The sequence below is a fragment of the Lutibacter sp. A64 genome, from assembly GCF_022429565.1.
GTDB lineage: Bacteria > Bacteroidota > Bacteroidia > Flavobacteriales > Flavobacteriaceae > Lutibacter.
In genome coordinates this window covers 1,069,645-1,093,009 of record NZ_CP092487.1, presented here as the reverse complement: position 1 = coordinate 1,093,009, position 23,365 = coordinate 1,069,645, and the positions used below count along the sequence as shown (strand labels likewise).

General features: G+C 28.5%; 23 protein-coding genes. 13 read left to right on the top strand and 10 right to left on the bottom strand.

The genetic code is table 11. The features are described from left to right. Positions 1 to 17 precede the first annotated feature (17 nt). From MKD41_RS04475 to MKD41_RS04445, 7 genes are all read right to left on the bottom strand, one after another. Entirely contained in the window at positions 18 to 323 is a 306-nt protein-coding gene (locus tag MKD41_RS04475; protein WP_240244241.1) for an ArsR/SmtB family transcription factor, read from the bottom strand. Positions 324 to 417: 94 nt separating this feature from the next. Further along, entirely contained in the window at positions 418 to 1,146 is a 729-nt protein-coding gene (locus MKD41_RS04470) for a metallophosphoesterase family protein (RefSeq protein ID WP_240244240.1), read from the bottom strand. Beyond that, positions 1,143 to 2,198, bottom strand: coding sequence for an ACR3 family arsenite efflux transporter (arsB, locus tag MKD41_RS04465; RefSeq protein ID WP_240244239.1), 1,056 nt, complete (start codon positions 2,196 to 2,198; stop codon positions 1,143 to 1,145). The genes MKD41_RS04470 and arsB overlap by 4 nt, the downstream gene beginning before the upstream one ends. Positions 2,199 to 2,201: 3 nt before the next feature. Continuing rightward, a complete protein-coding gene (locus tag MKD41_RS04460; protein ID WP_240244238.1) occupies positions 2,202 to 2,816 on the bottom strand; it encodes an arsenate-mycothiol transferase ArsC in 615 nt (204 codons plus the stop codon). Between the two features lie 33 nt (positions 2,817 to 2,849). After that, a complete protein-coding gene (locus MKD41_RS04455) occupies positions 2,850 to 3,317 on the bottom strand; it encodes a DUF6428 family protein (protein WP_240244237.1) in 468 nt (155 codons plus the stop codon). Between the two features lie 43 nt (positions 3,318 to 3,360). Further along, the gene (locus MKD41_RS04450; protein WP_240244236.1) at positions 3,361 to 3,693 is read right to left on the bottom strand and encodes an ArsR/SmtB family transcription factor; all 333 of its coding nucleotides are present in this window, start codon (positions 3,691 to 3,693) and stop codon (positions 3,361 to 3,363) included. 155 nt (positions 3,694 to 3,848) lie between these two features. Next, complete coding sequence (locus MKD41_RS04445; RefSeq protein WP_240244235.1) at positions 3,849 to 5,900, bottom strand: response regulator; 2,052 nt, start codon at positions 5,898 to 5,900, stop codon at positions 3,849 to 3,851. 377 nt (positions 5,901 to 6,277) lie between these two features. Here MKD41_RS04445 and MKD41_RS04440 point away from each other — a divergent pair, with 377 nt between their 5' ends. From MKD41_RS04440 to hisIE, 9 genes are all read left to right on the top strand, one after another. Further along, on the top strand, positions 6,278 to 6,982 hold the full coding sequence (locus MKD41_RS04440; RefSeq protein ID WP_240244234.1) for an NUDIX hydrolase: 705 nt from the start codon (positions 6,278 to 6,280) through the stop codon (positions 6,980 to 6,982). Positions 6,983 to 7,246: 264 nt separating this feature from the next. Then, positions 7,247 to 8,104 carry an ATP phosphoribosyltransferase gene (gene hisG, locus MKD41_RS04435; protein ID WP_240244233.1) on the top strand — a complete coding sequence of 286 codons (858 nt, stop codon included), beginning with the start codon at positions 7,247 to 7,249 and terminating at the stop codon, positions 8,102 to 8,104. Between the two features lie 104 nt (positions 8,105 to 8,208). Continuing rightward, the gene (gene hisD / locus MKD41_RS04430) at positions 8,209 to 9,492 is read left to right on the top strand and encodes a histidinol dehydrogenase (RefSeq protein WP_240244232.1); all 1,284 of its coding nucleotides are present in this window, start codon (positions 8,209 to 8,211) and stop codon (positions 9,490 to 9,492) included. A gap of 150 nt (positions 9,493 to 9,642) precedes the next feature. Further along, positions 9,643 to 10,677, top strand: a complete 1,035-nt coding sequence (gene hisC, locus MKD41_RS04425) for a histidinol-phosphate transaminase (RefSeq protein ID WP_240244231.1) — start codon at positions 9,643 to 9,645, stop codon at positions 10,675 to 10,677. Position 10,678: 1 nt separating this feature from the next. Further along, positions 10,679 to 11,815 carry a bifunctional histidinol-phosphatase/imidazoleglycerol-phosphate dehydratase HisB gene (gene hisB / locus MKD41_RS04420; protein ID WP_240244230.1) on the top strand — a complete coding sequence of 379 codons (1,137 nt, stop codon included), beginning with the start codon at positions 10,679 to 10,681 and terminating at the stop codon, positions 11,813 to 11,815. A 76-nt stretch (positions 11,816 to 11,891) separates the two neighbouring features. Further along, complete coding sequence (gene hisH, locus MKD41_RS04415; RefSeq protein WP_240244229.1) at positions 11,892 to 12,473, top strand: imidazole glycerol phosphate synthase subunit HisH; 582 nt, start codon at positions 11,892 to 11,894, stop codon at positions 12,471 to 12,473. A gap of 116 nt (positions 12,474 to 12,589) precedes the next feature. Next, positions 12,590 to 13,315, top strand: coding sequence for a 1-(5-phosphoribosyl)-5-[(5-phosphoribosylamino)methylideneamino]imidazole-4-carboxamide isomerase (gene hisA, locus MKD41_RS04410; protein ID WP_240244228.1), 726 nt, complete (start codon positions 12,590 to 12,592; stop codon positions 13,313 to 13,315). Between the two features lie 64 nt (positions 13,316 to 13,379). Next, positions 13,380 to 14,135, top strand: coding sequence for an imidazole glycerol phosphate synthase subunit HisF (gene hisF, locus MKD41_RS04405; protein WP_240244227.1), 756 nt, complete (start codon positions 13,380 to 13,382; stop codon positions 14,133 to 14,135). 150 nt (positions 14,136 to 14,285) lie between these two features. Further along, complete coding sequence (gene hisIE, locus MKD41_RS04400) at positions 14,286 to 14,885, top strand: bifunctional phosphoribosyl-AMP cyclohydrolase/phosphoribosyl-ATP diphosphatase HisIE (protein ID WP_240244226.1); 600 nt, start codon at positions 14,286 to 14,288, stop codon at positions 14,883 to 14,885. An 89-nt stretch (positions 14,886 to 14,974) separates the two neighbouring features. Here hisIE and pepT read toward each other — a convergent pair whose 3' ends face one another. From pepT to MKD41_RS04385, 3 genes are all read right to left on the bottom strand, one after another. After that, the gene (gene pepT, locus MKD41_RS04395; protein ID WP_240244225.1) at positions 14,975 to 16,213 is read right to left on the bottom strand and encodes a peptidase T; all 1,239 of its coding nucleotides are present in this window, start codon (positions 16,211 to 16,213) and stop codon (positions 14,975 to 14,977) included. 62 nt (positions 16,214 to 16,275) lie between these two features. Next, entirely contained in the window at positions 16,276 to 16,833 is a 558-nt protein-coding gene (locus MKD41_RS04390) for a hypothetical protein (RefSeq protein ID WP_240244224.1), read from the bottom strand. 116 nt (positions 16,834 to 16,949) lie between these two features. Further along, complete coding sequence (locus MKD41_RS04385; RefSeq protein WP_240244223.1) at positions 16,950 to 17,987, bottom strand: sialidase family protein; 1,038 nt, start codon at positions 17,985 to 17,987, stop codon at positions 16,950 to 16,952. Positions 17,988 to 18,034: 47 nt separating this feature from the next. Here MKD41_RS04385 and MKD41_RS04380 point away from each other — a divergent pair, with 47 nt between their 5' ends. The 4 genes from MKD41_RS04380 (at position 18,035) to MKD41_RS04365 (ending at position 23,357) form a co-directional block, all read left to right on the top strand. Next, a complete protein-coding gene (locus MKD41_RS04380) occupies positions 18,035 to 18,955 on the top strand; it encodes a patatin-like phospholipase family protein (RefSeq protein WP_240244222.1) in 921 nt (306 codons plus the stop codon). An 84-nt stretch (positions 18,956 to 19,039) separates the two neighbouring features. Continuing rightward, on the top strand, positions 19,040 to 20,266 hold the full coding sequence (locus MKD41_RS04375; protein WP_240244221.1) for a hypothetical protein: 1,227 nt from the start codon (positions 19,040 to 19,042) through the stop codon (positions 20,264 to 20,266). Positions 20,267 to 20,334: 68 nt separating this feature from the next. Beyond that, positions 20,335 to 22,662, top strand: a complete 2,328-nt coding sequence (locus MKD41_RS04370; protein ID WP_240244220.1) for an ATP-dependent helicase — start codon at positions 20,335 to 20,337, stop codon at positions 22,660 to 22,662. A 62-nt stretch (positions 22,663 to 22,724) separates the two neighbouring features. Then, the gene (locus MKD41_RS04365; protein ID WP_240244219.1) at positions 22,725 to 23,357 is read left to right on the top strand and encodes a DUF4290 domain-containing protein; all 633 of its coding nucleotides are present in this window, start codon (positions 22,725 to 22,727) and stop codon (positions 23,355 to 23,357) included. Positions 23,358 to 23,365: the final 8 nt, after the last annotated feature.

The window sequence follows — 23,365 nt, the reverse complement described above, 5'->3', positions numbered from 1 at the left end:
TAGTTGTTAAAAAAATATCAATCAAAAAAATTATGAAATAAAGCTTTAGCAATTTTCCAATTTTTTTGATTGATACAGTATTTTATTTTTGGTGGTTTTAATTCTCCTTGAATTAAACCAGCATTTTTTAATTCTTTTAAATGTTGCGAAATTGTAGACTGTGCTAAAGGAAGAATTTCAACTAAATCTCCAGTAAAACAACAAGATTGTTCTTCTAATTGTTTTAAAATTGCAATACGAGTAGGATGCCCTAAAGCTTTAGCAAACTTTGCTAGTGCTTCGGTATCTTCTTTATAAATTATATGTTCTAAACTTCGCTTCATATTTCTTATCGCAAATATACGATAGATTTTAAAATTATTAATGATGAAAGTCATAAAATCAAAAAAATGAGACTTTTTAAGGTCTCATTTTGTATTATTTTGCAATTCTTAGTGCTTTTGCAAATGCATTATTAAACGAACTATCTTCAATCGCTTTTGCTGCTTTTTCAATATTGTATTCAGCTCTTTTAAAAGAAACTTGGATAGTTTCGGGTTTAGCAGTTGTTGTTGATTGGTTAAGTTCTACTATGGCATAGCAAATTCTGGTGTCACCATCTTTAGGTTTACCAATTGAACCAATATTTACAACATGTTTATAAACCTCACCATCTTTAAGTATTCTATGAAAAGGCTTATGCGTATGTCCACATAAAAGCATATCTGCCTGTTGTTCATGTAACATATCTAGCACTTCTTGCTCTGGATAATCAACCACCATATAATCATTAATAGCTTTCATACTTCCGTGTGTCATTAACAATTTAAAAGGCTCATTATTTGTAACAAAAGAGAGCGTTAAATGTCTAGGTAGGTTTATTAAATAATCTCTATTTTCATCATTTATTAATAAACGAGTTAACTCTTTATTTGTTGGTTTTGTATGTTTTACAATAGGATTTAATAGAGCTTCATCATGATTTCCCATAATGGTTTGAATCCCTCTCTTTCTAATTTCATTTACAACTTCATTAGGCCAAACATTATAGCCAACCAAATCTCCTAAACAATAGATTATATCTATGTTTTTAGACTCAACATCTTTAAAAAAAGCTTCAATTGCAGGTAAATTAGCATGTATATCTGAAAAGAACGCTATTCTCATTTTGTGGCTGTTTTAGGTGAATCGTAATATTTCTTTTTTAACCAAAATGAAACTCTTACTAATAAAATTAATGCTGGTACTTCAACCAAAGGTCCTATTACACCAGTAAAAGCTTGTCCAGAATTTAATCCAAATACTGCAATTGCAACTGCAATGGCTAATTCAAAATTATTTCCAGCAGCTGTAAATGCTACTGCTGCAGTTTTATCATATGTTGCACCCATAGCTTTTGTTACGAAAAAACCAATAATAAACATTAATGAAAAATAAATAAGTAACGGCACAGCAATAATTAGTACGTCCATTGGAATTTCTACAATTAATTCTCCTTTTAAAGAAAACATAACTATAATTGTAAATAACAGTGCAATTAATGTTAGTGGTGAAATTGTTGGAATAAACTTTTTAGTGTACCATTCTTCACCTTTAAGTTTAACTAAAATTTGTCGACTTAAAATTCCTAAAAAGAATGGAATACCTAAGTAAATAGCTACGCTTTCGGCAATTGTTGCAATTGAAATATCTACAATTGCTCCTTCAAAACCAAAATAGGGTGGAAGCACAGTTATAAAAATCCACGCATAAAAACTGTATGCAAAAACTTGAAAAATACTATTTAATGCTACTAAACCAGCACCATATTCACTACTTCCATCTGCAAGATCGTTCCAAACTAAAACCATTGCAATACAGCGTGCCAAACCAATTAAAATTAGTCCTACCATATATTCTGGATAGTCTTTTAAAAACGTAATAGCCAAAATAAACATTAAAACAGGACCTACTATCCAATTAAGAACAAGAGAAATAGAAAGTATTTTTGTGTTTTTAAAAACTTTTGGTAATAAGGCATAATTTACTTTTGCCAAAGGTGGATACATCATTAATATTAAACCAATTGCTATTGGAATATTTGTTGTTCCGCTGTTAAATGAATTTATAATATTTGGAAATGTTGGAATAAAATATCCGAGACCTACACCAATTGCCATTGCTACAAATATCCAAAGAGTTAGGTTTCTATCTAGAAAACTTAATTTTTTTGTTGCCATTTTTTATGAGTTTATTTGTGAAAAAATATAAAATAATTCAGTTGCAATTTGTATACTTCTTTCGTTGTATTTTTCTGCTTGTTTTGGTGTATTATCAAATGCTTTTGGATCTTCAAAAGTTATTGGAGTACGTTTTTCTGCTCCAGGTACAAACGGACAAGCTTCATTAGCAGAATCGCAGGTTAAAATTGCTGCAAATTTTGCTTTCGGATTAAAATCATCATCAAATTTTTTTGAAAACCCGATAATTGGATGTTGATTTTCAGCATATTTAATACTGTAAATTGGATTATTTCCTTCAGAAAGTGTTTTAACTTCAAAACCTGAATTTTGTAATGTTTCTGCAACCATTGGAAAAAGTGCAGTGCTTTCTGTACCTCCAGAATAACAAAATACATTTTTAATTTTGAAGTAATTTGCCATTGTTTGAGCCCAAACTTGTGATAAATGACTTCTTCTAGAGTTATGTGTGCAAATAAAGTTTATTCTAATTTCTTGGTTATTTGAAACCTTAGTTTGAATAAAATCTGCTAACGGTTGTAAAACTGTTTTCCGTTCTTCTGAAATTGTTTCAGGATTTAAATTTTTAATTAAATGTTCTATTTTTGAAAATAGCATAACTTGTATTGGTATTTTATTTATTTTAAATTTTTAGCAACAATTACTTCCAGGTGTACAACAAGAGTTATTACCAAAATCTGCTAATTTTATTTGTTGTTTTTCAACTGGGATTCCGCATTTATCTTTAGCTAAACAATCTGTTTGTTTATTTGTTAATAAGAAATTTGTACCGTCAAAATCAAGTCCAAATTTACCAATAGTACTTGCTTGATATTCCACTTCAATTTCTAAATTTTCTATGCCTAAAACTTTTTCTGAAAGTTCTATAATATTTAATAATTTTTCTGGATGCAACCTATGGTCGTAGTCGTTTGCGTTCCAAAGTTGAAAGTTTACAACTTCTTCATTTCTAACTGTTCCACCACAATCTATAAAGTGTTTAGTTATTTTACCAACTTCTGTTACATGAAAATGATTAGGTACTAATTCACCATTTGGTAATTTAAAAGAAATAGTTTCTAGTTTATTTAAATGTGTTTTTATTTCTGATAGTTTCATATTAAAATTATGTGAGATTATTAATTTTATTAGGAAGAAATTTTTAGCAGCAACCTTCGTTTTTAGAGATATCTTGATTTAAAAATTGTAACATAGTTTCTTTCATTTTTGTCCAATTTTCAGTATTTATACAGTAACAAACGCTTGTGCCTTCAACATTTCCTTTTATTAAACCTAAATTTTTTAATTCTTTTAAATGCTGAGAAATTGTTGGTTGTGCCAGGCCAATTTCATTTACCAAATCACCACAATAACAAGCGTCTATTTTAAAAAGTTGTTGTAAAATTGCCACTCTAGCCGGATGTCCGAATACCTTTGCAAACAATGCAATTTCATTTTGTAAATCGGTAAACATTTCTGATTTTGCTAAACCCATAATTTTCTTTTATTAGTTAATTGCAATATTACGATTAATGATTTATGAGACAAAAAAAATATGAATAAATTTTATTTTTTTTTATTGCTTATATATTTAAAAAAGTATTTATAAGTTATTGAAAGATAATTTTGAGTTACAAGACTAACTAATTATTATTCCTTAATTTTAGTTAATAACTTAATTAATTGTTGTTTATCTATAGGTTTAGAAATATAACTATTGCAACCAGCTTCTTGGGCTTGTAGTTTAAAGCTTTCTTGTATATAAGCAGTTTGCGCAACTATGTATATAGTACTATTAAATTTTCTAATTTGTTTAGTGGCTTCAAAACCATTTAAAACAGGCATTTTAATATCCATTAAAACAACATCTATATCATTATTATTTTTAACTAGCTCAACTGCCTCGGCACCATTTTTAGCACGTATTATTTGTTTTGTTAAATTTTCTAAAACACTAGTTATATAAAAGAACGATGTTTCATCGTCTTCTGCAATTAACACTTTGTAATTTTGTAATTCAGAAGTTGTTTTTTTTATAACAGTTTTTTTTAGTTTAGTTGTTTTTGTAGTTGTAGTAGTATTTGGTATACTCACATAAAACGTAGTTCCTTCATTTGGTGCAGAAGTTAATTTAATTTCTCCGTTTAATAAATGTACATAACCTTTAGAAATTGATAAGCCTAAGCCAGAACCTTCATAACCACTAGAATGTGAGTAATCTGCTTGAACAAATTCATTAAAAATAAAATGCTGTTTTTCTAGTGGAATACCAATTCCTGTATCTTTAATCCAAAATTCTGCAGTAGTATTGCTTAGTTTATAAGTTACTTCTATAGATCCTTTATGTGTAAATTTTAAAGCGTTTTTAATTAGATTTGTAAGTATTGAATTTAGTTTATATTCATCGGTAAAAAAAGGTGTTGTTATAGTTGAGTTTTTTTGATTAAAAAATAAGTTTATTCCTTTTGTTGCTGCTTCTGGAGTAAAAAAGTCACAGAGTTCTTTTATGTTTTTTTCAATATCTACTTCTTTAATTATTGGTTTTTCTAGTCCAGATTCAAGTTTAGAAACTTCAATAATATTATTGATAGTTTCTAACATTCTTTGACCACTTTTTTGAATAATATCAATAAATTGTGCTTGTTTTTCAGAAGAATAATCAACTGTTTTTAAAAGACTTGTAAAACCTAGAATACCGTTCATAGGTGTTCTTATTTCGTGACTCATATTTGCTAAAAAAGCCGATTTCATTTTATCGCTTTCTTCAGCTTTATCTTTTTCATTTTTAAGCTCAACCATAATTTTAGAGTTCAAAGCTAATTGTTCTGTAAGATCTTTGGTTTTGTTTTTAATTTTAGTTTGTAATATCCAATTTATAATTAGTAATATTAGGAACAATAGAAATATAATTCCACTTGCGATTAATAAATATTTTAAATAATTGTGCCAATCGTCATTATTTTTATTGTATTCGGCAATCCAAGTATCATATATTTCTTGGTATTTTCCATTGGCTAAAATAACTTCTAATCCATTGTTTAAAATTTTAGCCAATTCAGGAGTTTCTTTTGAAACTCTAAACCCCATAGAGCGTTCAAGAATTCTATGTTCTAAAGCTCTAACATTTGTTCTATTAAGTTTTTTTGCATAATACATTGCACTAGTTCGTTGTCCAAAAACACAAGTAACATCTTCTCTGTCCGTTGCTTTTATTAGATCTTCATAACTTTTAACAAATAAAAACTTTGTGGCAGGATTTATGGATTGTATATAATGTATTAATACATCATGCTTCCACATAGCAACCAGAGGTTCTTTTGAGGTTCTTAAAAACTCAAGAGAAAATTTATTATGAAAATTTTTATTGTATAAAAAACAATGTGAGGTATTTATTGCAGCTCTAGTATAAATATAATCTGGGTCGGGTCCACCAGGAAAATGAAAACCTCCAATGGCATCAATTTTATTGGTTTTAAGTGCATTAATAATTACACCCCATTCATCACCATCTACTTGAATGTCAGATTTATATAATTCTTTTATTGCATTTAATATTTCAACATTAAAGCCTACAAGTTCATTATTTTCATTTAAATAATTATAAGGTGGGTAATTATTGCTAAATCTAACTTGATATTGTGCATTAATTTTGCAAATTGAGATTGTTGCAATTATTAGGAATAAAATTATTTTTCTTCTCATTAATGGGGCTTATTTATCGTAAAAATAATAAATTTCTCTCAATATATAAGGTTGAAATTTTATTATGGTTAATAGTTTCAATTAATTTTTAAAAATAAAGGTAATATTATTTAATATAATAGTTCTGTTATTTAAAATAGTAATTATTAATAAATAGATATTTTTTTATTAATTGCTAAATTTTAATACAATAAATCAAAAAAAATAACAAAATATTTAAATTTTATCGACAATTATAATGGTTTAAGAACATAAGTTTTAAGAGAAATTAAAATCATTTTTACATTAAAAATAATTTATAATTTTAAATATTACTAAATGTATTTAATACATTTATTATCTTTGGTTAATAAATAAAAATTGTTTTAAAATAAAAGATGCAATTACTTAATAATAAAAATGCCTATAAACACCAAAAAAAAATACTAATAGCAGTAGATTGTGTAATTTTTGGTTTTGATTCTGAACAACTTAAGCTGCTTTTGTTTAAAAGAAAAGTAGAACCATTAAAAGGTGCTTGGTCTTTAATTGGTGCATTTGTTAATGAAGATTTAAGTTTAAGTGATGCTGCTAAAGAGATAGTTTTTGATTTAACGGGACTCGATAATATTTTTTTAGAAGAATTACAAACCTATAGTAAAGTAGATAGGGATCCTGGTGAACGAGTTATTTCTGTAGCCCATTACAGCTTAATTAGAATTAATGATTTTGATATAGATAGTGTTGAAAAATTTGATGCTCGCTGGTTTAATATTGATGAAGTTCCAGAATTAATAATAGATCATAAAGAAATGGTTGAAGACGCAACTTTAAAAATAAGAAAAAAAGCGCGTTTTGAGCCTATTGTTTTTGAATTACTTCCTGAAAAATTTACAATTCCTCAGTTACAAATTTTATACGAATGCATTTATCAAAAAAAATTAGATGATCGTAATTTTAGAAAAAAAATTCTATCATTCAATATTTTAACTAAAACAGAAGAAAAAGACAGATCAGGTTCTAAAAAAGGAGCATTTTTATATAAATTTAATAAAGAAAAATTTGAGGATTATATAGCTAAGGGACATAATTTTGAACTTTAATATAATGTAAGTAATTTAACAAATATTAAATTTTTGTAAATTTTATACAAATCCATAATAATTTTATAAAGTTATTTATATATTTGCTTATCGAAATTAAAAAAATGACAACAACTCAATTTCATCATCATCATTTACATACTTGCAATCAAGCGAGCTGAAGATGTATTGAGTAAATTATAGATATATTTAAACCCGTTTGATGAATTCAAGCGGGTTTTTTATTGAGCTCATTTTAATTTATCAAACACAAGAAAAACAAAAATGAATAAAATTAAAATCGCAATTCAAAAATCAGGAAGGTTAAACGAAGACTCCCTAAAATTATTAAAAGACTGTGGAATTTCTATAGACAATGGAAAAGACCAGTTAAAAGCTTCTGCAAGTAATTTCCCTATGGAAGTTCTATACCTTAGAAATGGTGATATTCCTCAATATTTAAGAGATGGAGTAGTAGATATTGCTATTATTGGAGAAAATGTACTTATAGAGAAAGGTGAAGATATTGGTATAGCAGAGCGTCTAGGGTTCTCTAAATGTAGAGTTTCTATTGCCGTTCCAAAAGATGTAACTTATACAAGTATTAAAGATTTGGACGGAAAACGTATTGCAACATCTTACCCAAATACCGTACGTAATTATTTTAATAAGTTTAACATAAAACCAAACATTCATATAATTAACGGTTCTGTAGAAATTGCTCCAAATATTGGTTTAGCTGATGCAATTTGTGATATTGTTTCAAGTGGAAGCACACTGTTTAAAAACAATTTAAAAGAAGTTGAAAAAATGTTAACTAGTGAAGCAGTTTTAGCGGTTTCACCATCAATTTCTTCAGAAAAAAAACAAATATTAGATAAATTACAATTTAGAATTCAAGCAGCTTTAAAAGGAAGAAAATCTAAATATATTTTAATGAATGCTCCAAATGACAAAGTAGAAAGCATTATTAAATTATTACCTGGAATGCGTAGTCCAACGGTTTTACCATTAGCAGAAGAAGGATGGAGTTCTATACACACTGTAGTTGAAAAAAATTCTTTTTGGGAAGTTGTAGATGCTTTAAAAGCAAATGGAGCAGAAGGTTTATTAGTAGTTCCTATTGAAAAAATGGTACTGTAATTTATATTGAATAGTTATTTTGTTTAACTATAAACTTTTTAACTTTCAAAAAAACTGTCATTCCTGCGTAGGTAGGAATCTCATAATTATAAACGAGATAAAAAATGAATACAATTATAAATCCTCCAAAATCAAATTGGTTAAATATTTTACAAAGACCAACGCAAACTATAGAAGATGTAGAGGAAACTGTTAACACTATTTTTGATGATGTAAAACAAAATGGAAATGATGCTGTAAAGCGATATACTTCTATTTTTGATGGTGTTATTTTAGATGATCTTTTTGTTACAGATGAAGAAGTTGTTGAAGCAGAAAGTCTAGTTTCTAATGATTTAAAAGAGGCTATTAAACTTTCTAAGGAAAATATTTATAAATTTCATGCTGCTCAAAAAACCGAAAAAGTTTTAATTGAAACAACTAATGGAGTTGAATGTTGGCAAGAAAAAAGACCAATTCAAAAAGTTGGATTGTATATTCCAGGAGGAACAGCTCCTTTATTTTCAACAGTATTAATGTTAGCAATTCCTGCTAAAATTGCTGGTTGTAGAGAAATTATTTTAGCTACACCTCCAAATAAAAAAGGAAAAATTAATCCAGCAATAATTTATGCAGCACAACAATGTGGTGTAACAAAAATTATAAAAGTTGGAGGAATTCAAGCTATTGCAGGCTTAACTTTTGGTACAGAAACAATACCTAAAGTTTATAAAATATTTGGGCCAGGAAATCAATTTGTTACTGTAGCAAAACAATTAGCAACAAAATTTGGGGTTGCAATAGATATGCCAGCAGGTCCAAGTGAATTATTAGTAGTTGCAGATGAAACAGCAAATCCAGCATTTGTAGCTTCAGATTTGTTAAGTCAAGCTGAACATGGTACCGATAGTCAAGTTATTTTGGTGGCAACTTCTATGCAAATTTTAAATAAAGTTGCTTCAGAAATTGAAATTCAAATAGAAAAGTTACCAAGAAAAAAAATAGCAACCAAAGCAATAGAAAATTCAAAGTTAGTTTTTGTTGAAACTAAAGAAATTGCATTAGATTTAATTAATGAATATGGTCCAGAGCATTTTATTGTATGCACTAATGATAACGATTTTTATGTATCTGGAATTGAAAATGCAGGTTCTGTTTTTATAGGAAATTATACGCCAGAAAGTGCTGGAGATTATGCCTCAGGAACAAATCATACCTTACCAACTAATGGATATACAAAAGCATATTCTGGGGTAAATTTAGATTCGTTTTTAAAAGCTATTTCTTTTCAAAAAATTTCTGAAACAGGAATTAAAAATATTGGAAAAGCTATTGAAACACTTGCTGGAGCTGAAGGTTTAGATGCGCATAAAAATGCTGTAACTTTAAGGTTGAAAAGTTTAGAGTAAGGAGTAGTATTGTCATTCCTGCGCAGGTAGGAATCTATTTTCACAACGTATGGATTCCTATTTTCAGAGGAATGACAAAAGATAAAAATATACAGATTGCCACAGCAAATGAAAAATTTGCTTCGCAATGACGAAATAAAAAAAACAAAAATGAACATAACTAACTTAGTTCGTGAAAATATAAAATCTTTAAAGCCATATTCATCTGCAAGAGATGAATTTAAAGAATTTACTACGGAGATGGTTTTTTTAGATGCTAACGAAAATCCGTTTGATAATGGCGTAAATAGGTATCCAGATCCTCAGCAAATTTCTGTAAAACAAGCTTTATCTAACTTAAGAGAAATTCCTGAAAATCAAATTTTATTAGGAAATGGAAGTGATGAAGTTTTAGATTTAATATATAGAGCATTTTGCGAGCCAAAGCAAGACAATATTATTACATTACCACCAACATATGGAATGTATAAAGTATTGGCAAATATTAATAATATTGAAGAAAGAGAGGTTTTATTAACCAAAAATTTTGAACCTGCTGTAGCTCAAATTTTAAATGTAACAGACACATTTTCTAAAATATTGTTTTTGTGTTCTCCTAACAATCCAACCGGAAACTCATTTTCAAATAAAACAGTAGAAGAATTATTGTTAAATTTTAAAGGATTGGTAGTTATTGATGAAGCTTATATCGATTTTTCTTCTGAAAAAAGTTGGCTTTCAAGATTAAATGAATTTCCAAATTTAATTATAACTCAAACCTTATCAAAAGCCTATGGAATGGCAGGAATTAGATTGGGTATTTGTTATGCCTCTTCAGAAATTATTGCAATTCTAAATAAAATAAAACCACCTTATAATATTAACGAATTAACGCAGAAAAAAGCTTTAAAAAAATTGTTGAATAAAAATAAAGTGAAACACGAAATTGAGAAAATTTTAGAACAACGCAATAAATTGATAAAAAAATTAGCTTCAATTTCATTTATTAAAAAAATATATCCAACAGACGCCAATTTTGTACTTGTTAAAGTAGATAATGCTGTAAAAAGATACAATCAACTAATTGAAAAAGGAATTGTTATAAGAAATAGAACAACACAACCCTTGTGTGAAAATACCTTGCGATTAACAGTTGGAACAAAAAGTGAAAATAAGAAATTAATTGAAGCATTAAAAGCGATTTAAAATGAAGAAAAAAGTATTGTTTATTGACCGTGATGGAACTATGATTAAAGAACCTGCTGATGAACAAATAGATGCATTTGATAAATTGGTTTTTTATCCGAAAGTTTTCACTTATTTAGGTAAAATAGCAAAAGAATTAGATTTTGAATTGGCTATGATTACCAATCAAGATGGTTTAGGTACCGAAGTATATCCAGAAAATACTTTTTGGCCTGTACATAATTTTATAATGAATTCTTTTGAAAATGAAGGAATTGTATTTGAAGAAGTGTTTATAGATAAAACTTTTCCACATGAAAATGCAGAAACACGTAAACCTAAAACTGGTTTGTTAACAAAGTATTTTTCTGAAGAATACGATTTAGAAAATTCTTTTGTAATTGGTGACCGATTAACAGATATAGAGTTGGCTAAAAACTTAGGAGCAAAAGGAATTTTCATCAACGATAATACTAATTTAGGAACGGATGAAATTTCTGTAAAAAGAAATGAGTTAGATGCTTTTATTGCTTTAGAAAGTAACGATTGGCAAAAAATATACGAGTTTCTAAAACTTGAAAATAGAACTGCTGAATTGACTAGAAATACCAACGAAACTAAAATTTACATCAAATTAAATTTAGATGGAACGGGCAAAAGTGAAATTTCAACAGGAATAGCTTTTTTTGACCATATGCTAGATCAAATTTCGCGTCACGGAAATATGGATTTAACTATTCAAGTTCAAGGAGATTTAGAAGTTGATGAGCACCATACTATTGAAGATACAATGATTGCGTTGGGTGAAGTTTTTGCCAAAGCTTTAGGAAATAAATTAGGAATAGAACGTTACGGTTTTTGTTTACCAATGGACGATTGTTTAGCGCAAGTAGCAATTGATTTTGGTGGAAGAAATTGGCTGATTTGGGATGCCGATTTTAAACGTGAAATGATAGGTAAAATGCCAACAGAAATGTTTTATCATTTATTTAAATCGTTTACTGACGGAGCGCGTTGTAATTTAAATATAAAAGCAGAAGGAGATAACGAACACCATAAAATTGAAGGGATCTTTAAAGCATTTGCAAAAGCAATAAAAGTAGCAGTAAAAAGAGATTCAGAAAAAATGATTTTACCAAGTACAAAAGGGATGCTTTAAAATAGAATGGAGATGTTAGAAATGAGATATTAGATTTTCTCAATACTTTGTACTCAATTCCCAATACTAAAATTAAATGAAAATAGTAATCATAAATTACGGAGCAGGAAATATTCAATCTATAAAATTCGCCATTAAACGTTTAGGTTTTGAAGCGATTTTAACAGATGATGAAGAAGAAATAAGAAACGCAGATAAAGTTATTTTTCCAGGAGTTGGAGAGGCGAGTAGTGCTATGGAAAAGCTACGAGCTACAGGTTTAGATAAAGTAATTCCAACGTTAAAAAAACCTGTTTTAGGTATCTGTTTAGGAATGCAGCTGATGTGTGCTTATTGTGAAGAGGGAGATACGAAAGGATTAAATATTTTTAATTGCGATGTGCTAAAATTTGATACTTCTGTGAAAGTACCACAAATTGGTTGGAATCAAATTGAAAATTTAAAATCCAATTTATTCAAAGGAATTAAAGAAAAAGAATATATGTATTTGGTACATAGTTTTTATGTCCCAATGAATAATGAAGCAATTGCAACTACTAATTATGGATTTAAATATGCTTCGGCATTACAAGAAAAAAACTTTTACGGAGTACAATTTCACCCTGAAAAAAGTAGTAAAGCAGGAGCGCAAATATTACAGAATTTTTTAGCGTTGTAAGTTTACAACGCCGTCACCCTAAACTTGTTTCAGGGTCTCATCATAATAAGACACAGATGATGAGATGCTGAAATAAATTCAGCAAGACGATAACTATTAAACATTAAACTAATAAAATGAGAATAATTCCAGCAATAGATATCATCAATGGTAAATGTGTACGTCTTTCAAAAGGCGATTATGCAACTGAAAAAGTGTACAATGAAAACCCGTTAGAGGTTGCAAAAATGTTTGAAGCACACGGAATACAACATTTACATTTGGTTGATTTAGATGGGGCAAAAGCAAGTCATATTGTAAATTATAAAGTATTAGAAACCATTGCATCAAACACAAATCTTTCAATTGATTTTGGAGGTGGTTTAAAATCGGATGAAGATTTGAGAATTGCGTTTGAAAGTGGTGCAAATCAGATTACTGGTGGAAGTATTGCTGTTAAAAATCCTGAAATATTTAAAAACTGGTTGCAGAAATTTGGAGCAGATAAAATTATTTTAGGAGCTGATGCAAATAACGAAAAAGTTGCTGTTGGTGGTTGGTTAGAAGAATCTGATAAAGAATTAATTCCTTTTATTCAAAGTTATGAAAAAGAAGGTGTAAGCTATGTTATTTGTACGGATATTTCTAAAGATGGAATGTTACAAGGTCCGTCGTTCGATTTATACCAAAAGATATTAAATGAAACAACAAATATTAAATTAATTGCATCTGGAGGAATTTCTACCTTTGAAGAATTACCTCGATTGGCAGAAATGGGTTGTGAAGGTACTATTGTTGGAAAAGCCATTTACGAACATAAAATTAGTATGAAGCAGTTAGAGAATTTTATTTTAAATAATTAGCAATTTGCTTCTAGCAGTTAGCCTTTTGCTAACAGCCAGAAGCCAAGAGCCAAAAGCTATAATAATGTTAACAAAAAGAATAATACCTTGTTTAGATATTAAAGACGGAAGAACCGTAAAAGGTGTAAATTTTGTAGATTTACGAGATGCTGGAGATCCAGTAGAATTAGCAGCAATATATGCAAATGAAGGTGCAGATGAACTGGTTTTTTTAGATATAACAGCAACTGAACAAAAAAGAAAAACATTGGTTGAATTGGTAATGCATGTGGCCGAAAAAGTAAATATCCCGTTTACCGTTGGTGGTGGAATTTCATCGGTAGAAGATGTTGAAATATTATTAAATTCTGGAGCCGATAAGGTTTCTATAAACTCTTCAGCAGTAAAAAATCCACAATTAATAAATAATTTAGCCGCTAAATTTGGAAGTCAGTGTGTTGTAGTTGCCATAGATGCAAAACAAATTGATGGAGAATGGATGGTGCATTTAGTAGGCGGGAAAGTACCAACCGAAATTAAATTATTTGAATGGGCAAAAGAAGTAGAAAAACGTGGTGCAGGTGAAATTTTATTTACATCAATGGATCACGATGGAACAAAAAACGGGTTTGCAAACGAAGCATTGGCTTATTTAAGTGACTTGGTAAATATTCCTATTATAGCTTCAGGTGGTGCAGGGAATATGCAACATTTTGCAGATACTTTTATTGATGGAAAAGCTGATGCAGCTTTAGCCGCAAGTGTTTTTCATTTTAAAGAAATTGAAATAGTAGATTTAAAAAACGAATTAAAACAACAAAATATACCTGTTAGGTTATAATTTACTTTACTCTGAAATTAATTCAGAATTACGAAGGATAAACTTAAAAAAAAGACCAATTCTTATGGAGCTACCTAGAGTTTATGTGTTGTTAGTTGTTCAAAGTAAAATAGGTTTATAAAAAATTAAATAATAATAACATCATTTATAATGAATATAGATTTTAATAAAAACAGCGATGGTTTGGTACCAGCTATAATCCAAGACTTTGTTACAAGACAAGTTTTAATGTTGGGTTATATGAACAAAGAAGCTTATGAAAAAACTGTAGAAACAGGAAAAGTTACTTTTTTTAGTAGAACAAAAAACAGATTGTGGACTAAAGGTGAAGAAAGTGGTAATTTTTTAAATTTAGTTTCTATTAAAAACGATTGTGATGACGATACGCTTTTAATAAAAGTAAAACCAGAAGGTCCAACCTGTCATAAAGGAACTGATACTTGTTGGGATGAGAAAAACGAATCTTCTTTTGGATTTCTTTCTGAATTAGAAAGTGTAATTGCAGGTAGAAGATTAAGTGCAGATTCTAAGAAAAGTTATGTAGCTTCTTTATTTGAAAAAGGAATTAATAAAATTGCTCAAAAAGTAGGAGAGGAAGCTGTAGAAATTGTGATTGAAGCTAAAGATGATAATGATGATTTATTTTTAAATGAAGGAGCTGATTTATTATTTCACTTTTTAATTTTATTACAAGCTAAAGGTTATACCCTAAAAGATATTGTAAAAGTTTTAGAAGGAAGACATAAATAATTTGTAATTCCTTTTTTAATAAAAAAGAGACAGTTTAAAAATAGTTTTTAAACAGTCTCTTTTAATTTTATAGATTAAAAGAAAAAAACTTAAGCATTTTTTTCTCTTTCAGCAGTAAGTTCAGCAATTTTAATAATAACATCTGTTGCTAATTGTAAAGATTCTGCAGCAATATATTCGTATCTACCATGGAAATTATGTCCACCAGCAAAAATATTTGGACATGGTAAGCCTTTATAAGATAATTGCGAGCCATCTGTACCACCACGTATTGCTTTAATTAATGGTTTAATCTTTAATTGTTTCATTGCTTCTTCAGCAATATCTACAATATGCATTACAGGTTCAATTTTTTCACGCATATTAAAATACTGATCTTTAACTTCAACCTGAACTAAATCACTGCCTAATTTTGTATTTAAAGAGTCTGCAACCTGTTTAAAGGTATTTTTTCGTGCTTCAAATAAATCAAAATCGTGATCTCTAATAATATATTCTAAAGTAGTTTTTTCAACTACACCAGACATTGTATGTAAATGGTAAAAACCTTCGTAACCTTCAGTTTCTTGTGGAATTTCATTTTTAGGTAAAGCAGCTATAAATTCATTTGCAATTAGCATAGAGTTTATCATTTTACCTTTTGCATAACCTGGGTGTACAATTTTACCATTAATAGTTACTTTTGCACCAGCAGCGTTAAAGTTTTCATATTCAAGTTCTCCAACCTGGCTACCATCCATTGTATAAGCCCATTCTGCACCAAATTTTTCAACATCGAACATATGTGCACCTTTACCAACTTCTTCATCTGGTGTAAAACAAATTCTAATTTTACCGTGTTTAATTTCTGGGTTTTTAATTAAAAATTCCATTGCAGAAACTATTTCCGTAACACCAGCTTTATCGTCAGCTCCTAAAAGAGTAGTACCGTCTGTTGTAATTAATGTTTTACCTTTATATTGTAATAAATCATCAAAATAACTAGGAGATAAAACAATGTTTTCTTCTTTATTTAAAACAATATCTTTTCCATCATAATTTGGGTGAAATTGTGGATTTACATTTGTACCTGAATAATCTGGACTGGTATCTATATGCGCAATAAAACCAATAGTTGGCACTTTAAAATCTACGTTTGAAGGCAAAGTTGCCATTATATAGCAATTGTCATCTAAAGTAACATCTTGCATTCCAATTTCATTTAGTTCTTCAACCAAAACCTTAGCTAAATCCCATTGTTTTTCAGTACTTGGAAACGCAGGATTATTTTCGTCAGATTGAGTATCTATTTTAACATACTTAACGAATCTATCTATTATTTTTTGCATTTTATTTAATTTTTATCAAAAGTAAGTATTCAATTAAGGATTTGCAATCTAATTGTCTTAATTTATTGCAAAAATTCAATACTATTTAGCAATGCAATTGATTCACAAATACGTTCTTCTACAGTAGGTGTTCCATAAATTTCTGAATATGCGGTAAAATAGGTTGCTTGTGAAAGTTTTACCATTAAATTTAATTGATTGTAAACAAAACCATTTTTGGAGCCAGTAACAAGGTAGTAATATGCTGGTTTAGATTTAAATTTAAGTCTGTCTCCTTTTATTTTTTTTAGATTAGAAATAGCTAAAATAGAATCTGTTTTTTTATAAAAATCTTCGGTGAATTCTAAATTTCCATAATTAAAAGCAGCATATATAATAAATGTTTCAGTTAGTTGTTTTGTAGTATCGGCTGTAAAAATTTCAGATTGATAGTCGTTATAGTACAATTCTATTTTCCAGTTAGTTGGAATACTTATCTTAAAGTTGTTTTTAAAGTCTGTATATACTTCAGAATTAGTTGTTTTTGAAGCATTACAGTTGAGTTTTTTACTTAATTCTGATTGTTTTGTACAACTTGCAAGAATAAATACTAAAGTGAAAAAATATAAAGTATATTTCATTTTGGAATTTTATATTATTGTTATAATTTTTATATTTTAATTTTGTCATACCTGCGAGGCATGTATCTATTTTTGTAGCGTATGGATTTTGTCTTCATAGGAATGACATTGATTTTTTACTCAATTGTCATTTTAGCAATTTTAGTATTTCCAGATAACCAAGCAGTATTTTTATCGTAAAAACGAATAGAATAAAATCCTTCATCACTAACTTTTTCCCATTCTTTACCGTAATTTTTTGAATAAAAGATTCCGTTTGTAGAAACAGCAAACACTTCTTTTCCTTCTGTTTCTGGAACATATTGTACACAACTAACATATTTTGGGGCAGCATTTTTTGCAACAACTTCCCAAGTTTTACCTCCATTTTTAGTAATTGCTTTATTTGCAGAATTTCCAAATTTATCTAAATAATTACCACCACAAATAATACCCTGCTTTTCATTGTAAAAATCTACAGAATAAATTCCTGTAGTATTTTTTCCTTGAACAATAGGTGTATTGTAAACATTCCAAGTTAAACCCATATCTGAAGTATGAAAAACCCTTGCTTTAAAGCCTCCAGTTACAATCCAAGCGTGCGTACCAACAATTGCAATATTGGTATTGCTAGCGGCAAAAGCGGCTTCACCTTCTATAATTTTAGGTAAATTTTCACACGGTATTTTTTTCCAAGTATTTCCACCATCTTTAGTTAATATAATAGACAAACAAGTATCGGTTGGATCTCCCATTGCTATTCCATTTAGTTCATTAAAAAAATGCATAGAATCGTAAAAAACTTTTTCGTTTTCTTCTTTATAAACAATTTCAAGTTGGTTATCTTTATATTTGTAAAGTAATGCCGGATTTCCTACGCTTAAAGCAAATACAGCATTTTTAGTATAGGACAAAGCTCTAAAATGCGGAATAATTGTATCTGTAATTATTTTTATTTTACCCTCTATTTCTCCTAAATTTGTTAAAACACCTAAATCTCCATTGGAGCCAGCGTATACAATTGAAGAATCGTTAACAATTTCAATAGCACGAATACTAGAACTGTCTATTTTAAATTTATTTATTGAAATAGAAAGCTTTTCACGAGGTTTATAATCATTATTACAAGAAATTAAAAAAAATAAGATTGGAATTAGCAACAAAGTTCTTTTCATTTTTAATATTTTTATGCGACTAAATTAACTAAAACAATGATAAATTAATGAAAAAAGCGTTGGTAATTTCAGGAGGTGGGAGTAAAGGTGCATTTGCAGGTGGAGTTGCTCAATATTTACTTAAAAACAAACAAAAAAAATACGATTTATTTGTTGGATCTTCAACAGGTAGTTTAATGGTTTCTCATTTAGCTCTTGGTAGAGTTGATGATTTAAAAAGAGTATACACTTCTGTAAATCAACATACAATTTTTAGTAACAATCCGTTTGTTATAAAAAAACAACACGGAGAAAAAGTTATTACTATTAATCATTTTAACACCTTATGGAATTTTATTAATGGAAGAAAAACCTTTGGTGAAAGTAAAAATTTAAGAAAACTAATTAAAAAGGAAATTACTGAAGAAATATATAATGAAATTCTAAAAACAGATGTAGATGCTGTTGTTGCAGTTTCTAATTTATCTTTAAATCAAATGGAATATAAATCTATTAGAGATTGTACTTATAACGATTTTTGTGATTGGATTTGGGGTTCGTGTAATTATGTTCCGTTTATGAGTTTATTAGTTAAAAATGGGTGTCAGTATGCCGATGGAGGTTTTGGTTGTTTGGTTCCTATAAAAGAAGCCATTTCACGAGGAGCAAAAGAAATTGATGCTATTATTTTAGAAACTGAGGTAACTCAAATTAATAGATTGCATTCTAAAAATGCATTTTCTTTACTCTTTAGCGTGTTTGATTTTATGTTAGAACATGTAGAACGTCATAATATTACCATTGGAAAACTATCTGCAAAACACCAAGATGTTAAACTAAATTTATATTATACACCAACTGTTTTAACTACTAACTCGTTAATTTTTGATAAAACCTTAATGTCTAAATGGTGGAAAGCAGGATTTAAATATGCAAAAAGCAAGGATAATGAAATTATGAATTCATTTAGAGCAAATGTGTTAAAATAAATATATAACCGGCAATGCATTTGAAAGTTTAATTTTTTTGTTCAGTATTTTTAATGTTTATTTGCTATTAAAATTGATTAAATAATGCTATTAAAAAATTATAAAAAGCTTGTAGTGTATGCATTGCTTTTATTTTTATGTTCAGCTTTTTATGGATTGATTTTAAGATGGAATTTTGCCTTTCCTTCTGCATTAATTTCATATAAAAACTTGTTGCAAGGGCATTCGCATGTAGCATTTTTAGGTTGGGGATATTTAGCTACTATTTTTGCAGTTTTCAAATTATTTATTCCTATACAAAAAAGAAATTCAGCAATTTATAAAATTAGTCTATCTATTGTTGTTTTAACAATAGTTCTAATGCTATTTAGCTTTGTTTTAACTGGTTATAAGGTGTTTTCTATAGTGTTACTTTCTATATTTGGCATTACATCTTATGTGTTACTATTTAGTATGTTAAAAGATATTGATGGTCAAAACACTTCAACTAAACTGGTTAAATTTGGAATGTATTACTACTTAATTTCTAGTTTAGCAACATGGTTTTTAGCGTTTGTAATTGTTACGCAAGGCAAAACTAATTTGTATTATAATTCGGTTTATTTTTATATGCATTTTTTATACAATGGATTTTTTGTATTTATCTTATTTGGAGTGCTTTTTAAAATCTTTGAAAATCAAGGAATTAAAATTTCAAATTCCTTAATAAAATACTTTTTTATATTTTTAAATAGCGCTTGTATTCCAGCCTATATATTATCTATTTTATGGAGTACAACAAACAATATGCTTAATATTATTGGTTTTATAGCTGCTATTTTACAATTAATCTCGTTACTATTTCTTTTTAAAATATTGAAACAAGTTTTAGCACAAATTAAATGGAGTTTTATTTCAAAATTATTATTGAAATTTGCTTTAGTGGCATATTCTTTAAAAATTTTAGCACAAATAGTTTCAGCTTTTCCATATTTTGTTAAAAAATCACTTGCTTTAAAACCATATTTTATTATTGGTTATTTACATCTTTTTACATTGGCATTTATGAGTGTTTTGTTATTTTTAATTTTGAAACAGTTAAAAGTTGTGCAGCTAAAATCCAGCTTTTCAAAAATAGGGGTAGCATTTTTTTTAACAGGCGTATTTTTTACTGAATTATTGTTATTTCTTCAAGGTTTTTTAATTTTGATAAAACAAAAAACAATACCGAATTACACAATTTTTATGTTTATTTTTAGTTTTTTTATTGTTATTGGCATCATTCAAATTTTTATAAGTCAGTTTACAAAACCTATAATTTCTAATAAATAATTTTTTGTCAATAACTTTTATTGCTAAACTAAATATGTAATAGTACTTTTGAATTTTAAAGAATTCCTGTGATAAATTACTTAGAAAATCTTAACGAATCTCAAAGAGCAGCGGTTGTTCATAAAGAAGGACCAATGATTATAATTGCCGGAGCAGGCTCTGGTAAAACACGTGTGTTAACGTATAGAATAGCTCATTTAATGAATCAAGGTGTTGATTCGTTTAATATTTTATCGTTAACTTTTACTAATAAAGCTGCACGAGAAATGAAAGAAAGGATTGCCGATGTTGTTGGCGCTTCAGAAGCTAAAAACCTGTGGATGGGTACATTTCACTCGGTTTTTGCACGTATTTTACGTTCTGAAGGTGGGCATTTAGGGTATCCTTCAAATTTTACAATTTACGATACACAAGACGCTGTTAGATTGCTATCTTCTATTATTAAAGAAATGCAGTTAGATAGGGATAAATACAAGCCAAAACAGGTTTTAAGCAGAATTTCATCCTTTAAAAACAGCCTAATAACTGTTAAAGCGTATTATAACGATCCAGAATTAATTGAAGCTGATAAAATGGCACAACGTCCTAAAATGGGTGAAATTTACCATCAATATGTAGAGCGTTGTTTTAAAGCTGGTGCAATGGATTTTGATGATTTATTGTTAAGAACTAACGAGTTATTAACACGTTTTCCTGCTGTATTAGCTAAATATCAAGATAGATTTAAATATATTTTGGTTGATGAGTATCAAGATACCAACCATTCTCAATATTTAATTGTAAGAGCCTTGGCAGATCGTTTTCAAAATATTTGTGTTGTTGGAGACGACTCTCAAAGTATATATGCGTTTAGGGGTGCAAATATTCAGAATATCTTAAATTTTCAACGAGATTATGAAAAGGTTCAAATTTTTAAATTAGAACAAAATTATCGTTCATCTAATAATATTGTACAAGCTGCAAATTCTGTAATAGAAAAAAATAAAACCAAATTAGATAAGGAAGTTTGGACAGAAAATAGCGAAGGACCAAAAGTAAAAGTAATGCGTACTTATACCGAAGGTGAAGAGGGGCGTTTTATAGCAGATTCTATTTTTGAGAATATGATGAATTTGCAATTGAAAAGCTCAGATTTTGCGATTCTTTACAGAACAAATGCACAGTCTAGAGCGCTTGAAGATGCACTTAGAAAAAAAGATATTAAGCATAAAATTTATGGAGGATTGTCTTTTTATCAACGCAAAGAAATAAAAGATACCTTGGCTTATTTACGTTTGTTAATCAATCCAAACGATGAAGAAGCGCTTAAAAGAGTTATAAATTATCCACTTAGAGGTATTGGAGCGAGTACAGTTGATAAACTTTCCGTAGCTGCAAATCATTATAAAATTTCAATTTTTGAATTAATAAAGAATTTAAATAATTACGATTTAAAATTAAATTCGGGAGTAAAAAATAAATTAGACGGTTTTATAACAATGATTCAGCATTTTCAAATTGAAGCGCAAACTAAAAATGCGTTTGAAGTAGCAGAATTAGTTGTAAAACAAACACGCTTAATCCGTGATTTAGAAAAAGATGGTACACCAGAAGGAGTAAGTAGAGTAGAAAATGTTCAAGAATTATTAAACGGAATAAAAGATTTTATAGATGTTCAAAAAGAAAAGGATGAAGATGATTCTTTAGCGTTTTTTCTTGAAGATGTAGCACTTGCAACTGATTTTGATAGCGATAAAAAAGATGAAACTCCAAGAGTTTCATTAATGACAATTCACTTAGCAAAAGGACTAGAATTTCCGTATGTATATGTAGTTGGTTTGGAAGAAAATTTATTTCCTTCTGCAATGAGTATGAATACCCGTAGCGAACTTGAAGAAGAACGTAGGTTATTTTATGTAGCACTTACTAGAGCAGAAAAACAAGCCTATTTAACATATGCACAAACACGGTATCGTTGGGGTAAATTAGTAGATTGTGAACCGAGTCGTTTTTTAGAAGAGATTGATGATAAATACTTAGAATATTTAACGGTAAAAGAAACTAAACCTTCTCAAAATAAATTTGTTAACGAAGATATTTTTGGAAGTGTACCTCAAAATAAAATTAGATTTAAAAAACCAATACAACGTAAACCCGCAAAAAAAAATACAGTACCTAAAATTGAATTTCAACCGCCAAAAAACTTAAAGAAAGTTTCTAAAACAACTGCATCAAAAGCAAATTTATTCGATAATAATGTTGTTGTTGGAAACGTTGTAAATCATACCAAGTTTGGTAAAGGAGAAGTGTTGAGTTTAGAAGGTAGTGGTGCAAATCAAAAAGCTGAGATTAGATTTGCCTCTGTTGGCGTAAAAAAATTACTATTACAATTTGCCAAGCTTACAATTATTAGCTAAAATAACATTGTAAAATCAATATTAATAGTGTAATTTGCATAAAATAAAAAGAGAAAAGATAGATGGAATTTGATTTAGAATACAATGGGGAAAGACCTCATTTAATTATACCTGAGTATGGAAGACATATTCAAAAATTGGTAGACAATTGTGTAGCTTTAGAAGATGTTGATGAGCGTAATAAAATGGCAAAAGCTATAGTTGATGTTATGGGGAATTTACAGCCTCATTTACGTGATGTACCAGATTTTAAACACAAACTTTGGGATCAACTATTTATAATGTCAGATTTTAAATTAGAAGTAGATTCCCCTTACGATAAACCTTTAAAAGAGGAATTACAAGCAAAACCAGAACCTTTAGCCTATCCAAAAGCGGCATCTAAATACAGATTTTATGGAAATAATATCCAAATTATGATAGATGTAGCATTAACTTGGGAAGAAGATGAAGTTAGAGAAGCATTATATTTTGCAATAGCCAATCATATGAAAAAATGCTACTTAAATTGGAACAAAGATACCGTTGAAGATAAAGTCATATTTAAGCATTTAAAAGAATTATCGCATGATAAAATAGACCTTACCGAAAGTGATGAGAAATTGTCTGAAGTTAAAGATTTGATGCGAAAAAGAAAACCATCAGCTAAAAATAGACAATCTGATTCTAGAAAAAAATCTTACAAATATAAATAATCACGTAA

Excerpts from the sequence above, each read along its gene's own strand:
- MKD41_RS04450 (WP_240244236.1), bottom strand. The coding sequence starts at position 3,693 with ATGGGTTTAGCAAAATCAGAAATGTTTACCGATTTACAAAATGAAATT.
- arsB (WP_240244239.1), bottom strand. The coding sequence starts at position 2,198 with ATGGCAACAAAAAAATTAAGTTTTCTAGATAGAAACCTAACTCTTTGG.
- MKD41_RS04380 (WP_240244222.1), top strand. The coding sequence starts at position 18,035 with ATGAAAAAAGCGTTGGTAATTTCAGGAGGTGGGAGTAAAGGTGCATTT.
- hisF (WP_240244227.1), top strand. The coding sequence starts at position 13,380 with ATGTTAACAAAAAGAATAATACCTTGTTTAGATATTAAAGACGGAAGA.
- hisG (WP_240244233.1), top strand. The coding sequence starts at position 7,247 with ATGAATAAAATTAAAATCGCAATTCAAAAATCAGGAAGGTTAAACGAA.
- hisA (WP_240244228.1), top strand. The coding sequence starts at position 12,590 with ATGAGAATAATTCCAGCAATAGATATCATCAATGGTAAATGTGTACGT.
- MKD41_RS04475 (WP_240244241.1), bottom strand. The coding sequence starts at position 323 with ATGAAGCGAAGTTTAGAACATATAATTTATAAAGAAGATACCGAAGCA.
- pepT (WP_240244225.1), bottom strand. The coding sequence starts at position 16,213 with ATGCAAAAAATAATAGATAGATTCGTTAAGTATGTTAAAATAGATACT.
- hisB (WP_240244230.1), top strand. The coding sequence starts at position 10,679 with ATGAAGAAAAAAGTATTGTTTATTGACCGTGATGGAACTATGATTAAA.
- hisD (WP_240244232.1), top strand. The coding sequence starts at position 8,209 with ATGAATACAATTATAAATCCTCCAAAATCAAATTGGTTAAATATTTTA.
- MKD41_RS04440 (WP_240244234.1), top strand. The coding sequence starts at position 6,278 with ATGCAATTACTTAATAATAAAAATGCCTATAAACACCAAAAAAAAATA.
- MKD41_RS04470 (WP_240244240.1), bottom strand. The coding sequence starts at position 1,146 with ATGAGAATAGCGTTCTTTTCAGATATACATGCTAATTTACCTGCAATT.
- MKD41_RS04460 (WP_240244238.1), bottom strand. The coding sequence starts at position 2,816 with ATGCTATTTTCAAAAATAGAACATTTAATTAAAAATTTAAATCCTGAA.
- MKD41_RS04445 (WP_240244235.1), bottom strand. The coding sequence starts at position 5,900 with ATGAGAAGAAAAATAATTTTATTCCTAATAATTGCAACAATCTCAATT.
- MKD41_RS04365 (WP_240244219.1), top strand. The coding sequence starts at position 22,725 with ATGGAATTTGATTTAGAATACAATGGGGAAAGACCTCATTTAATTATA.
- MKD41_RS04375 (WP_240244221.1), top strand. The coding sequence starts at position 19,040 with ATGCTATTAAAAAATTATAAAAAGCTTGTAGTGTATGCATTGCTTTTA.
- MKD41_RS04390 (WP_240244224.1), bottom strand. The coding sequence starts at position 16,833 with ATGAAATATACTTTATATTTTTTCACTTTAGTATTTATTCTTGCAAGT.
- MKD41_RS04385 (WP_240244223.1), bottom strand. The coding sequence starts at position 17,987 with ATGAAAAGAACTTTGTTGCTAATTCCAATCTTATTTTTTTTAATTTCT.
- MKD41_RS04455 (WP_240244237.1), bottom strand. The coding sequence starts at position 3,317 with ATGAAACTATCAGAAATAAAAACACATTTAAATAAACTAGAAACTATT.
- hisIE (WP_240244226.1), top strand. The coding sequence starts at position 14,286 with ATGAATATAGATTTTAATAAAAACAGCGATGGTTTGGTACCAGCTATA.
- hisC (WP_240244231.1), top strand. The coding sequence starts at position 9,643 with ATGAACATAACTAACTTAGTTCGTGAAAATATAAAATCTTTAAAGCCA.
- hisH (WP_240244229.1), top strand. The coding sequence starts at position 11,892 with ATGAAAATAGTAATCATAAATTACGGAGCAGGAAATATTCAATCTATA.